The sequence below is a fragment of the Bacteroides parvus genome, assembly GCF_017309675.2.
GTDB lineage: Bacteria > Bacteroidota > Bacteroidia > Bacteroidales > Bacteroidaceae > Bacteroides > Bacteroides uniformis.
Genome location: NZ_CP084680.1, coordinates 3,121,720 through 3,134,619, shown reverse-complemented (window position 1 = coordinate 3,134,619; position 12,900 = coordinate 3,121,720). Strand labels below are relative to the sequence as shown.

Sequence of the window (12,900 nt, the reverse complement as noted above, 5' to 3'; positions counted from 1 at the left end):
AGACTGTTATCAAATTCCGTCAATGGGTTCTGGACTACCTCTGCACCGAAAAATGAAAACAGCTCACGCCTTTGGCTGTATATCAACACATCAGTGCTATATATGCAAACCAAAGGGAGCATTCTTTCATATTCCTCAGTGCAGGTGAATTGTCCAGATTCATTAACAAGGAATAAGCTAAACGCTTCCTAAACTATGTCTGTCCACTTGGGACAATGCAAATATAGGAACTATTTAGCAAAAATGCTACTTCGTGAACTGCTCTTTTTCTATTTTCAATTCAAATTTACCCATTCTTATGGGTAAATCAAACTTTGATACTTTAATCTTTTATAGGCTGACATCGTAAAATAAATAAATCTTTGAACATCTGTTAGTCCTCTCGTATTATATCTAAATGCAAATTCATCACAGTATTTATCCAAATGCTTTGGACTTACCTTATGATATATTCCTAATATTCCACGTTTCAAGTGTGACCAAAATCCCTCAATACTATTGGTATGGAATCCGTCTTTTACATATTCGCCAGTACTATGTTCAACTACTTTATGAATATAATTTTTCGATATTCCAGTATAACCTTTCCATCCATCTGTTATAACGGTAGAACCTTCCTTGACTAAAGTATTGATTATCGTTTTCAAAACCTTTCCACCAGTATTTGGAACAACGGCTGTATATGCCATTCCATTAGATAATAGACCTACTACGGGAGTCTTAACTTTAAGGCTTCTTCCTTGTGCATTCTTTACTCTACCTTTATTCTTACCACCTACATAGGTTTAATCAACTTGTGTCATATCATTAAATTGAACTACAAGCTTGTCTTTCAAATAATGTCTTATCCGTTCCAACATAAACCAAGCTGTTTTCTGTGTTACATCTATATCTTTAGATAATTGTATGCTACTTATTCCTTTCTTATGGACTAAGAATATATACAATGCATAGAACCATTTCTTTAATGATACATGACTACCTTCAAACATAGTACCAATAGTAACCGTAAATCTTTTCTTACATCGTTTACATTTATATAGTCCTTTAAATTCTCCATTAGACTTTAACTTATAATGCTCTTTCGTTTGACAATTACAGTGTGGGCAAATCGGTTCTCCATGCCATTTAATATCTTCAAGAAATTCTCTACATGATTTTTCACCATAAAAGGATTTCATCAAATCAATAAATGACTTTACTTCTCGCATTTGTTTATTCTTCTTTATTATTTCTACAATATTGATTATTTCTGTTTCCAATTGACATGTTATTTTTATTATATAAATATAATAAAAAATCATAACATATAAAAATAAGTATCTAAAAATTAGGCACTTAAATAAAACAATTGAGTATAATTATCATATACATATTTAAAGATAAAATGTTACATAAAAAATAAACCCGATTTTGCAGAGTCGGGTTCTTGTTACATATCTCCTGTATATTACAGGGCATTAAGATGTTCCAATATTTCAAGTATTTCATGGAACATTCCTAAAACTATTAGGACTATCTCTAATAGTTTAATAATTAGTATAGTTTTATTTCTCATATACTTTTTGATAGTCCTTTTATGAACTATCAAAATTATATATCAGAGTGCCCTTACAAATCAAGGTTGATATAACAATTATTATGAAACATTTATCTTTATGGTCAAATACCTCAATTCAACTTGGGCATTTGACCTTTATTTAAGACAAATTAATATTGCTCATTTAAACATTAACCAAGTGCTTCCAGTACGATACTTGGAACACTTGGTTTTTACTACCATGAAAACTACTTTGGCGAATTATACCCAAATCCAATCTCAAGTGTTATCTACTTAGGATTCTTTAACAAAATTCTTTGATTCACTTGAAAATGGGCATAAAAAATAGGGAAACCCAAAAGATTTCCCTTATTGAAATAAGATATAAATAGATAGAATTAAAATTAGTACATTAAAGTATATAATTGGGTTCATTTTTTTGCACGAGCCGGTTATGTGGTAGTATCAACAGATTACCGCACCCAATTAAAGGATATAGATAAATCGGAGTATTCGGACTTGCAAGGATTCTCTTCTGCCCTGCAACAAGCAATCACTTGTGCTGTAGAAGATTTTGGTGATGCTACAAATCATATAATTGAGCATAGTGTAGAATGGCAAATAAATCCTGCACAAATTATAGCTTGCGGTTCAAGTGCAGGTGCGATAACTGCCCTTCAAGCAGAGTATGAGATTTGCAATCAAACGGCCTTTGCGGACAGATTACCTGCCAATTTCAATTATGCAGGGGTCATTTCCTTTTCTGGAGCAATCTGTGCCAATGGTATTCCAAAATGGATAATGTCCCCTTGTCCTCTTATGTTGTTCTATGGTGATGCCGACAGCACGGTTCCTTTTACTAAGGCAGTAATAGAAGAGGAAATGGGGCTATGGGGCTCAAACTTTATCTGTATGCAACTGAAAGAAAAAGAGACAGCATACTATTTCTATATAGCGGAAGGTATAGGACATTCCCTATCCTATTCTCCTATGAAGGATAATCGTCGTGACATCCTGAGCTTCCTAAACCGGTTGGTACTTGGTAAAGAAAAACGTTGCATTACGACTGTAGAGAAGAATCCGGAAATATCTAGATATAAGAGTGATTTTACAATAGAGGATTATATCCGTGAAAATATGCGTTAACTCCTATCTTTATATCCTTTCCAGAGTTTTTGTTTCTCCACCAATCAATTATCTTTGCACATTATTATTCTATAAAAACAAATCTTTAATTCTATAAATTATGTTGGTACGTATTATCAGTATGGTCATAGCCGGAGTTATTATAGTATATCTAGTCCGTTGGATTGATAATTTTTTCTCCAGGTATCGCAAATAAATCTTGCCTGCAATGTAAACCAAATACTCCAATTTGTTTCCCATTACAACCTATGCGGACATTTTCTAATTCTAAAACAAGAAAACCGCAAAAGCTTTTTATTAGCTATTTGCGGTTTTTCGTTGTGATTCCGTTGCGATTCGAACGCAAGACCCACGCCTTAGAAGGGCGTTGCTCTATCCAGCTGAGCTACGGAACCAGCCTTAATTGCGGTGCAAAGGTACGCTTTTTTGCGAATATTGCAAATTTTTGTACCACCTTTTTTCGTTACCTATGTACAAAAGGCTCATTTGCTATATAAAAAGTAATGATTAGTTACCTTTACAAACAAGATACACGGTATTTATATACAGATGTATTAAAACATTTTGCAAATTATCAATGTTACTAATTATAAAAAGTAAAAATATGGATGAATATTCAAGCAGGGAAAGTAGCATTGACCCGAAAATGAATGAAAGAGTAATAACAACTAAACTTTAAAGTGATGGAATGGGAAAATCAGTTGATACAAGAATTGCAATGGTCAAATAAAATCAGCAATAAAGCGAATAAGGAATTGGCAGCCCAGGAAATTGCCGGACTGGCCAAAGACAGTGATGCCATAGGAGCAGGCTCCGGCTCTACCGTTTATCTCACTTTGTTTGCATTAGCTTAGCGAGTTAAACAAGAATCTTTGCATATAGAAATCATTCCGGCATCTGCCGAAATTTCGATGGCATGTATACAGCTTGGCCTGCCGCAAACTACTCTGTGGAATAAGCGTCCGGATTGGACATTCGACGGTGCAGACGAAGTGGATCCGCAGAACAACCTCATCAAAGGACGTGGCGGAGCCATGTTTAAGGAGAAACTCCTCATTAAAAGCAGTGGCAAGACTTACATCATTATCGATGAGAGTAAGCTTGTCAGCAAACTGGGGAGCAAATACCCCATACCGGTGGAAGTGTTTCCACATGCTCTCTCCCATGTGGAAAACGAGATACGCTTATTGGGAGCTTCAAAAATCAGCCTACGCCTTGCAGAAGGAAAAGACGGCCCGGTATTTACCGAAAACGGTAATTTCATTCTTGACATTCATCTCAGCAACATTGTTCCTGATTTGGAACAGAAACTGAAAGCCATTACCGGGGTTATCGAAAGCGGGTTGTTCATTGGTTATGACATTACAGTCCTAATGGCAAACCGCTGATGTACCAAAGTACAAATAAGGCGGTCCATGCCAACAGAATGACTAAAGAATATCTCCAAGTATACTTCAGCAGTGAACCATAAGTGGATTGCCTATCATATTGCTGCATATAGGTCAAAACAAGTGGCATGTAGAATATAAAAGGTGTTATGGCATTTGTTGCACTGTCACCTATACGGAACGCACATTGGGTCATATCCGGCGAAATGCCCATACTTGCCAGTACCGGAACAAAAATGAAAGACATAAAAGCCCATTTAGCTGTGGCAGATACCATAAAGAGATTGACCAGCGCCGTAAAAAGAATGAAGAGAATCAATATCCATAAGCTGCTCAAAGAAGCGGAAGATAACAGATTGGCGCCTAAAATGGCAATGCACTTGTCTAAGTGGGAATATTCAAAACAAGCAAACATCTGTGAGGCAAAGAAAGCTATCACAAAATAAACGCCCAGCAGTTTCATCGGCTGCGTAAGCCCTTCTATCACATCACCGTCCGTACGGTATCGGCCGGAGGCAAAACCATAGACCATCCCCATCAAACCTATTCCAAACGAAAGCAAAAACAGAATACCGACTATAAACGGAGAACGAATCAACCCACCATTGACACTCCGCAATATCCCCCATGAAGAGAATGTAGCCCACAGAATAATGGCAATATACAGCAAGCCTGCAAATACAGCTCCCAACATAGCTCTCCGTTCCTTGCGGGACAGTTGTTTGTAGCCATTAAAATGAATATCCCCTGCATACATTCCCAAGTGCGGCAACAAGCTCCTGCGGGTAATATGATAAATGATAAATGCAAGCAGGAACGTGGAAACAAAGAGAAAATAATAATTGCACAGCGGTCCAGTCTGCCCCGGAGCAATATTCATCCTATCAGCCGCTTCTTGCGTTACAGAGGCAATCATGGGGTCTAATGTACTCAAAAACACATTAGCGCTATAGCCACAAGAGACTGAAACATAAGCTGTAATTATACCTCCAATGGGGTGCAGACCGACGGACTGGAACAAAGTCGCAGCTATCGGCAACAGAATGATATATCCTGCATCTCCCACTATATTGGACAACAGTCCTAAGACAATGACCAGCAGGATAATGCGCCAAGGATCACGTGGACGTCGTACCCCCCTGCGAATACATGCATCGATGAAACCCGAATGCTGTGCCACCCCTATTCCGAACATAGCCACAATCACCAGCCCTAACGGAGCGAATCCCGTAAAATTGGTTATGACATGGCGCAGCAGCCAGCGTATGCCCTCCGGACTCAGCAGGCTCTGCACCCGTATTTCTTCTCCAGTCTGCGGTTGCAGCACGCTCAGGCCATAGACATCGAATATCCATGAAAGGAGGATGACTGCCAGCGTCAGCAGGAAGAACATCGTAGCGGGATGTGGCATCCGGAGTTTACTCATCGTCGGCTTCCAGATTGTCTATATTCAGAATTCGGAGTTCCAATGCACGCACCACCAGACGAGTGGCATTCACCCCCACCCGTTCACTAGGCGGGAAAAGACGGCCAATCAAGTCATTCTGTCGTTTCTCCAGCGACTTGACTCCAAAAGGCATTCCCCTAAGATTGGCAATCATTTCTTTGGTATAGCCCAGTGCCAAATGACGGAGGAAACGCTCGTCATACTCATCAATATCATAGCTTATGATTGCTTCCTGACGTTTTGTATCATTCAGGACAGATTTCTTGAAGCGTTCCACTATTTTCTCCAGTATCGGATAGTTAAAGACCAGCTTCTTGCCGTCCATCACTGCCTGCACATCGGTTTTGGTCAGTAACTCTCCGGTTTTCAGGATAATGCCGTCGGCACCGGCTTCAAGTACGTCCACCCATAACTTCTCATTCAATATTTCTCCCGTGAATATCAGCACATGTACTCCCGGATAACGCTTGAAGATATTCCGGCAGATGTCCACCCCGATTGTGGTCGAACCTCCTAATCCTAAGTCTAGCAGAACAAGATCCGGCACGCCGGCTTCAATCAATGTCCAGAACTCCTGCTCAGTCATAGCAGTACCTATTACCTCCGCATTGGGAATTTCATGGCGGAAAATCTCTTCCGTCCCTTTCAGCTCCAACTTGACATCCTCAACGATGATTACTTTAAATTTTTTGTCTTCCATATTTCATTTTTTCGGTAGCGTAAAATATATTGTAAAACCTCCTTCCTTTCCCGGTTCGGCATTGATACGGCATCCCCGGTGTCCGGCAAACTCGTCATGGTCGCGGATAATCTGCTTGCACACCAGATATTCCGTACCATACAGTTCTCCTTTCTCACCGGCCGTCATGCGAGACAAGTCGGGATAGAACAATTGGTTCAATTCTTCACGGGTCTTTTCCCTACGCATATCTGTAAACAGAAAACGTATAAATTCCCCATCTTCCCGGGCCGACAGACAGACAGCTCCATCCAGAGTTACGGAGCAAGCCTCGTCTATCAGGTTTTCAAGCAGGAAACGCAACTGGTTCCAGTCGCCGGTAATCCGTCCTTCCAACGGTTGTATCTTAAAATCAATATGCGCCTTGTTTCCCTTATACACTTTGCGGAAATATTTCCCGGCAGTAGCCATAAGTTCCGGCACAGATATTGTCGCACGCCTGAAAGTCACCTCTTCCAACTGGCGGGAAGCGCATGAACTGAGTGTCGTAAAGATACCTTTGTAATACTCTATCAATTCGCTGATGGCAACCACCGTTTCCCGCTCCTCCGCTTCTGTCTGTTTGCCGGACCGCAGTTTCCCTATCAGCTGCTTTATCTTGTTCGGATAATAAATCGTTTCATGCTTGATGGTCGAGAGACAATTATCCAGCACCATGTTCTGTACATGCAGCAAACTGTCTTCCCAGGAAGCTCGCCGGGCTTCATCTTGAGCCACTTCGATGTCCCGGTATTTCGTAGCCAACTTAACCACTGCATTGAAGATTACAATGGAGACATAACGGGCTATCAGTTCCAAAAGCAAATGGTCGGTCTCCTGCTCCGTACCTTCCCTGCGTTCCAGACACAGCACACCTATGCAACGACACATATTTCCCGCATCCACAACAAGCGGCAATGCTTGTATACCCTTTTCCGATATGTACACTTGCTGCTCAAAGCAATTCTCCATATATTTCCTCCAGATAGGCAACTCGTCCACGGCGGTATCTTCCACTGGATTGGAAGTGTATTCCAGCTTATGTGTAGTCTCGTTGTATACAGCTATGCTTAACCGGTCGATACTCAAAAGTTCGTTCACTGCATCAAAAGCGGAACCTACAATCTGCCGCGGGATTTCCTTCAATGTATCCTCCTCACGCTGCAACATTTCCTCCGTATCCGAAACCGGCAACAAGGAGGCATTGAACACCTTTCCATTAATTTCCAGTACTTGCTCCAGATTCCAGCGGTTCACCAGACGTTTACGGAAGTAGAGTATGTAATATCCCAACAGCAATACGAACAGCAAAATCACCGCCAGCAAAATGCCCACCATCTTGTTGTTGGTGGAACGCTCCAGCTGCCGGCAATATTCTTCCAAGGATTGGTCTTCTCCCAACAGTTTGTATAAGGTAGTGTAGGCAGCATTATTATAACTATAGTCATCCCATTGCTTCAATGCAAGAAATGAGACTGCCGCTTCATTCCTGATATCCAGAATTACATGGAAATCCGAATTGAACATCTGGTTCCACCAATCCAGTTCCGCAGGCGCCCCGTCTCCCGTCAGCGTCATATAGCGACGTATAGGATGGGCGTATTGCTTGTAATGTTCGTTCAGGCAATACATTGCCGAATCTATGTATTGTAAAGCCAGTTCGTATTCTCCGTCTACATTGCAGTAATAAGCTTCATTGGCATAATCGGAGGCTTCGTCCAGCAAAGCTTCGTATTCATTCTGTGCAAGCAGTGCCAAAGAATCCGGCAACACCTCTCCGGAAGCAGGCTGTTCCACAGCATGCCGGCAGGATGACATGCACAAAGACAACACGACGAGCAACACCGACACGGACTTACGGATACCGGCAGGCAGACGGAAATAAAAACGGCTGCCTTTTCCCAGCCCGCTCTCCACATTAAACAGACAGACCTTGAACAAATCATTCGTCTTGCGATATTTTTCAATGATGCCCTTACAATTCATCAGTCCAAAGCCACTTCCTTTGTTCTTCCTCAATTCCTCCTTGTCGGGAGCGTCACTCATACCGATGGCTTTTGAGTCATATACTTTTTCTCCCACGATGCGGGCTACATCTTCCGGTGACAATCCACAACCATTATCCTCTACCGAGATTTCCACATAATCCTCCTCCTGCCGTGCATATACTTTCACCATACCGCCCTGAGGGGTATATTTACGGGCATTCTCCGCCAGTGTATTTATCATAAACAATGTAAGGGCCTTGTCTGCCTTTACCCTGATATCCGTAGGCTGCACCTCCAACGACTGTCTCTTCATCTCGAATGTACGGCTTCCTTTCCTGAGCAGCTCGAAAAGTTCATTCAATTCGAACGTCTCTATGTTCAGGCTAAGGCTTCCTTGCTTCATCTTTATCCAAAGGGCAAGAATATCATTGTATTCGTTGATGGTAGTAACCAACTCGTCGATATACTGGTATTTCTCCTCCTTTATCCGCTCCTCTTTGATGAATCCTTTTTGAGTCAGTTTCTGTACTTCGTTGATGATACGGTCTATGTACGGGTGAATTCCGTTGACAATAGCCATACATGCTTTCTTTATCAGATTTTGCCGTTTGTTCCCTGCGATGTGCTGCTCGTAAATGTAGCGTTGCTTTTCCAGTCTGCGGCGTTCGTCGCCAAGGGAGATGGACGTCATGCCGTTGTCTATCGCCCATTGGATATAGGGAGTTATCACCCGTACCATCGCCTGCTCATCCTTGCTCATCCGACGCGGGAACACTAATTGCCCGTTGTCTATGCGGATGTCCTTCACTCCAAACAGCTTTTCCAATTCCGGGCAGACAGCCGTCCGGATAGAGTCGATGATTTCCTCCTCAGTCTGTGCATCTGCCGGAATGGATGCCGTTATCTTCTGACAGATGTCCAGCATCAGTTGCAAACGGTGGAGATGTACTCTGTTCCGGTCTTTGGAACGCTTGTTGAAAAACCAGAAGAAGAGCGATACAAGCACGAAGCCCACAATGACCAGTGACAACACAACGTTGAGCTGTCCGGCCTCTTTTTCCAATGCCTGATAGCGGCTTTCCAGCTCTTTATCCTGACGTGTATCTTCAAGGATATCCAGGTAAATATTGCGGTTATAGTCTGATTTTTCTTTCATCCCGAGTCCTGCATACGAAACGCTCAACTGTTCACGAATACGTGAAATCCACTCAGGTACGGTTTTCAGTTTCTGCTCCATCCATGCCTTCTCAGCGCAAATCGTATCTCGACGGTCAAATGCTTTCAGCCAGTCCAAACTATCGTGGCAGTCATAGAAAAGGCGGTGATGGTCATTTACACATTCCAGAGCAAGTTTTAACGTGTCAAGAGCTTCTGTATAGTGACTGTGGGCATTCAGGTATTTGCCAATGGACACATATGCGCCTGCTATCTGATACAAATCTTTATATTGACTGAACTTCTGCAGAGCCAACTGCCCTAGACGCATTGGCAATAGAGAGTCTACCGATACTCCAAACCGTGTCAGGGCATGGGAACGGCGGTCCTGGAAAAACTCGTAATTCTCCGGTGAGGCCATCAGGTTGGCAAGCCCCTGCACTCCGTTCCCTTCAAAGTAGAGATACCCTTTACGGGATGCCAACCGCCACGTGGTATATAGTTCGTCAAACTCTCGCAGCCTTTGTTCGTCCGGCGTCTCGCCTTCACACAAGGCAGCGGATCCCTTAATGTAATGATAGTACAATAACTGGTTGGTATCTGCCAACAATTTTTGATTATCAGTTACTTCATTGATAGAAGCCACTGCCTCGGGACGTTGTTGCAGATAATAATAATAAACAGCAGATACGATATAAAATTCGGAACGGGCATAATTCAAACGTATTTGCTCGTGTCGGTCCACAAACAGATTGTCATCCTCCGCTATCCTTTTCATACGGCGCAAGGCACTGTTGCGATAATCGTAGAACTCCTTGTTCAACGCCGTCCGCTGATAAATTTTCATCAAGCCGATGTCGGCAATAAGGAGTTCCAGCTCATTCTTGGTCAGATTATAGACATCCATATGAAATTTTTCGGCCTGCTCAAAATCCATACGCATAAAAGCACAAAAGCCCAGATTATTGGATGCTTCCGCTTTTCCTTGTTTATAGAGGCTGACTTCACGGTAGGCCCTTGATGCCGCATAGCAGGATGAATCCAGGTTTTTATAACGATAAGCATAAGCCACCTGGTTTAGAGAGTCGATAAGGCGCACTTCCTTCATGGGTGCCGTTCCTACACACGAAACCATTGCTGTACAAAGGCACAGCAATCCCGCAAAGCATATGGAAGAAAGTCGTTTCATAAAGCAAAGCTACGAATAAATCCGAGAAAGAAAAATAATTTTTATACAATAACTCTTGTTTTATGTAACGGGAAATTCATACCTTTGCATGCAAATTAACAAATAGGTAACATCTATTACACAAATGAGCGAAAAAGCACCCTTTATGGTATTCTCTGGAACAAATTCGAGATACCTTGCAGAGAAAATCTGCGCTAGCCTTGATTGCCCTCTGGGAAAGATGAACATCACCCATTTTGCGGATGGTGAGTTTGCAGTCTCTTATGAGGAATCTATCCGTGGCTCGCATGTATTCCTGGTTCAATCAACCTTCCCTAATTCTGACAATCTGATGGAACTTCTGCTGATGATCGATGCCGCTAAAAGAGCATCGGCAAAAAGCGTTGTAGCCGTTATCCCCTATTTCGGTTGGGCACGTCAGGACAGAAAAGACAAACCCCGTGTTTCCATCGGCGCCAAGCTGGTGGCCGACCTGCTTTCTGTTGCAGGCATCGACCGTTTGATTACGATGGACCTTCATGCAGACCAGATTCAGGGTTTCTTCAACATTCCGGTGGATCATTTGTATGCATCAGCAGTGTTCCTCCCCTATATTGAATCCTTGAAGCTGGAAGACTTGGTAATCGCTACCCCGGATGTCGGCGGTTCAAAGCGTGCCAGTACATTCTCCAAATATCTCGGTGTACCCCTGGTGCTGTGCAACAAGACACGTGAAAAAGCAAACGTGGTTGCCACCATGCAAATCATCGGTGATGTAAAAGACAAGAATGTAGTATTGGTAGATGATATTGTAGATACAGCAGGAACCATTACCAAGGCTGCCAACATCATGTTGGAAGCCGGAGCCAAATCTGTCCGTGCCATTGCCAGCCACTGCGTAATGTCCGACCCGGCTTCTTTCCGTGTACAAGAATCTGCACTGACGGAGATGGTATTTACCGATAGTATCCCCTACTCTAAAAAATGTGACAAGGTTAAACAGTTGAGCATTGCCGATATGTTCGCCGAAACCATCAAGCGGGTGATGAACAATGAATCAATCAGTTCACAATACATTATCTAAACACGAGTTTAGATAATTAAATAATAAAAAATTAAAGGCTGCGCAGTTCAGACGAATATTGCGCAGCCTTTAATTTTTAATTCTATTTCTTTAATTTTCCAACCTTCCCATTTTGTACGTTCCCTTCCGTATCACTTTCCCGTTCTTGTCCGTTTCCACAAACGGGCCGTGTTTCTTTCCTTGTTTGAAAAAGCCTTCATAACGATTTCCGTTCTTGTCTTCCTGGATGCCGCTCCCTTCTTCCATACCGTTCACAAAACCGCCTTTATATTTGGTTCCATCGGTCTGAATCAGGGTACCCTGGCCGTTGAACTTATTGTCTTTCCATTCACCTTCGTAAGAGTCACCTACATTCCATTTGTAAGTACCGTATCCGTCACGTTGGTTGTCTTTCCAATTACCCTCGTAAACGGCGCCGCTTGCCCACGTAAATGTGCCGTGGCCTTCCTGCTTTCCGTCCTTGAAACTGCCCACATACTTGTTGCCGCTGGCATGGTAGTAAATGCCCTCTCCGGTACGCTCACCTTGAACATAAGAACCTTCGTAACGGTCGCCGGTATGGAAAAAGTAAATACCTTTGCCATGCTGCATGTCGTCCTTCCAGTCACCTACGTATTTGTCACCGTTGGCATATTCAAAAGTTCCTTTACCGTCCCGGACATCATTTTTCCATTCCCCATCATATTTGGAACCGTCATTCCAGGTCAATGTTCCTTTGCCGTCTTTCTTGTCATTCTTCCACGAGCCTACATACTTGGAACCGTTCTTCCAGGTATACGTTCCCTGGCCTTCGCGTTTGTCATTCACCCAGTCGCCCTCATAAATATCACCATTGTAATAATACATGGTTCCTTTCCCATGCTGGTAATCCTGAAACCACATGCCGTCATAACGGTTGTTATTCATAAAATAGTAGATACCCCTGCCATGCTGCTGGTCTTGAAACCATTGTCCCTCATACTTTTCACCGTCGGGAAACATATATGTACCGTAGCCTTCACGCTTGCCCTTCACATACTCACCCTCGTAGACGTCACCGTTCTTAAAAACGGTCTTTCCCTTTCCATTGGGCTTGCGGCCTTTTATTTCACCGGTATAGACGGCCCCGTTGTCTTTGAACGTGTAGGTACCTATCTTTATCTCCGAAGAGAATGTACTTTTCACTTTATCGAAAAAGCCGCCTTTTTTTTCCTGGGCAATGGCTCCGCCTTGACATAAGAAAGCCAGAATGAGTGCAGTATATAGATATTTCATTAATTGATAGTT

The 12,900-nt window shown here is 42.6% G+C and carries 6 protein-coding genes, 1 tRNA gene and 2 pseudogenes; 3 read left to right on the top strand and 6 right to left on the bottom strand.

Annotated features, from left to right (window positions below; all coding sequences use genetic code 11):
* Window positions 1–296: 296 nt before the first annotated feature.
* Window positions 297–1,262: pseudogene (locus tag JXR92_RS12735) on the bottom strand (IS1595 family transposase).
* Window positions 1,263–1,996: 734 nt separating this feature from the next.
* Here JXR92_RS12735 and JXR92_RS12730 point away from each other — a divergent pair.
* The gene (locus JXR92_RS12730; protein WP_226791165.1) at window positions 1,997–2,686 is read left to right on the top strand and encodes an alpha/beta hydrolase; all 690 of its coding nucleotides are present in this window, start codon (window positions 1,997–1,999) and stop codon (window positions 2,684–2,686) included.
* Window positions 2,687–3,007: 321 nt separating this feature from the next.
* On the opposite strand, the gene JXR92_RS12725 is transcribed toward JXR92_RS12730, so the two are convergent.
* Window positions 3,008–3,081: transfer RNA gene (locus JXR92_RS12725), tRNA-Arg, on the bottom strand.
* A gap of 288 nt (window positions 3,082–3,369) precedes the next feature.
* Between JXR92_RS12725 and rpiA the strand changes: the two are divergent.
* Window positions 3,370–4,074, top strand: a pseudogene (rpiA, locus tag JXR92_RS12720) (ribose 5-phosphate isomerase A).
* Here rpiA and JXR92_RS12715 read toward each other — a convergent pair.
* The 3 genes from JXR92_RS12715 to JXR92_RS12705 are packed head-to-tail and all read right to left on the bottom strand — an operon-like array spanning window position 4,049 to window position 10,571.
* Window positions 4,049–5,500 carry an AbgT family transporter gene (locus JXR92_RS12715; RefSeq protein ID WP_131226274.1) on the bottom strand — a complete coding sequence of 484 codons (1,452 nt, stop codon included), beginning with the start codon at window positions 5,498–5,500 and terminating at the stop codon, window positions 4,049–4,051. The pseudogene rpiA and the gene JXR92_RS12715 overlap by 26 nt on opposite strands.
* Complete coding sequence (locus JXR92_RS12710) at window positions 5,493–6,221, bottom strand: DUF5932 domain-containing protein (RefSeq protein WP_117966437.1); 729 nt, start codon at window positions 6,219–6,221, stop codon at window positions 5,493–5,495. The genes JXR92_RS12715 and JXR92_RS12710 overlap by 8 nt, the downstream gene beginning before the upstream one ends.
* A gap of 3 nt (window positions 6,222–6,224) precedes the next feature.
* Window positions 6,225–10,571 (bottom strand): ATP-binding protein, encoded by a 4,347-nt coding sequence (locus JXR92_RS12705; protein WP_138345911.1) that lies wholly within the window; start codon window positions 10,569–10,571, stop codon window positions 6,225–6,227.
* Window positions 10,572–10,695: 124 nt separating this feature from the next.
* Between JXR92_RS12705 and JXR92_RS12700 the strand changes: the two genes are divergently transcribed.
* Window positions 10,696–11,634 (top strand): ribose-phosphate pyrophosphokinase, encoded by a 939-nt coding sequence (locus JXR92_RS12700; RefSeq protein WP_165491402.1) that lies wholly within the window; start codon window positions 10,696–10,698, stop codon window positions 11,632–11,634.
* 90 nt (window positions 11,635–11,724) lie between these two features.
* Here the strand turns inward: JXR92_RS12700 and JXR92_RS12695 are convergent, their stop codons facing one another.
* Window positions 11,725–12,888 carry an MORN repeat-containing protein gene (locus JXR92_RS12695; RefSeq protein ID WP_117966430.1) on the bottom strand — a complete coding sequence of 388 codons (1,164 nt, stop codon included), beginning with the start codon at window positions 12,886–12,888 and terminating at the stop codon, window positions 11,725–11,727.
* Window positions 12,889–12,900 lie beyond the last annotated feature (12 nt).

Bases quoted from the DNA above. Each gene is read 5' to 3' on its own strand.
- JXR92_RS12715 (WP_131226274.1), bottom strand. From the start codon at position 5,500: ATGAGTAAACTCCGGATGCCACATCCCGCTACGATGTTCTTCCTGCTG.
- JXR92_RS12700 (WP_165491402.1), top strand. From the start codon at position 10,696: ATGAGCGAAAAAGCACCCTTTATGGTATTCTCTGGAACAAATTCGAGA.
- JXR92_RS12695 (WP_117966430.1), bottom strand. From the start codon at position 12,888: ATGAAATATCTATATACTGCACTCATTCTGGCTTTCTTATGTCAAGGC.
- JXR92_RS12710 (WP_117966437.1), bottom strand. From the start codon at position 6,221: ATGGAAGACAAAAAATTTAAAGTAATCATCGTTGAGGATGTCAAGTTG.
- JXR92_RS12705 (WP_138345911.1), bottom strand. From the start codon at position 10,571: ATGAAACGACTTTCTTCCATATGCTTTGCGGGATTGCTGTGCCTTTGT.